Consider the following 949-nt stretch of genomic DNA (forward strand, 5'->3'; position numbering starts at 1 on the left):
GGTGTCGTAGCGGTGCGCGCCGGCGTGGACGCCGGCGAGGTGGGCCTCCAGGTCGGCGATGCGGGCGTCGCGTTCGGCCAGCTCCGCGCCGAGCCGCTCCAGTACCTCGTCCACGTCGACCATGCGGTAGCCGCGCAGGCCCACCGGCAGCCGGACCGCGTCCACGTCGGCGCGGCCCAGCGGGCGGTCGGGGGGCAGCCGGTCCTCGATCCGGTCGGGCTGGGAGTCCTTGAGCGCGCCGCCGTCGCCGAGTACGGCCAGCGCCACCGCGGCGACCACCGCGACGAGCGCGATGAGCATGAACCAGAACACGTAGATCTCCCGGGGTACGGCCCAGGGACCTGCCGTCCGGATCGGCAGGTCCTCCATGTCAGGCACGATCGTGCCACGATCGCATGAGTCTGAGATGAGGAGTGACCGTGGGACTTCGGCTGGGCAACCGCGAATTCGGTGCGCGGGAGCCGGTGATCATGGCCATCGTGAACCGGACACCCGACTCGTTCTACGACCAGGGGGCCACCTTCACCGACGAGCCGGCGCTCGAACGGGTCGCGCAGGTGATCGGCGAGGGTGCCGCGATCGTCGACATCGGCGGGGTCAAGGCGGGGCCGGGCGAGGAGGTGTCGGCGGACGAGGAGATCCGGCGGACGGTGCGGTTCGTCGCCGAGGTGCGGCGACGCCACCCCGACGTCGTGATCAGCGTGGACACCTGGCGGCACGAGGTCGCGGAGGCCGTCTGCGAGGCGGGCGCCGACCTGCTCAACGACGCGTGGGGCGGCGTGGACCCCGAACTGGCGGAGGTGGCCGCACGGTACGGGGTGGGGCTGGTGTGCACCCACGCGGGCGGGGTGCGGCCGCGGACCCGGCCGCACCGGATCGGTTACGACGACGTGATGGCCGACATCCTCCGGGTCACGGTCGGACTCGCCGAACGCGCCGAGCAGTTGGG

At 72.8% G+C, this 949-nt stretch carries 2 protein-coding genes; one reads left to right on the plus strand and one right to left on the minus strand.

What is annotated here, in order from left to right; all coding sequences use genetic code 11:
• Positions 1-312: DivIVA domain-containing protein (locus tag AC13HU_RS37690; protein ID WP_483046511.1), on the minus strand; the 312-nt coding region annotated here is incomplete at its 3' end.
• 158 nt (positions 313-470) lie between these two features.
• Here AC13HU_RS37690 and AC13HU_RS37695 point away from each other — a divergent pair.
• On the plus strand, positions 471-949 hold a 479-nt coding region (locus AC13HU_RS37695), incomplete at its 3' end, for a dihydropteroate synthase (protein ID WP_483046512.1).

The sequence above is a fragment of the Streptomyces sp. NH27 genome (genome assembly GCF_056859195.1).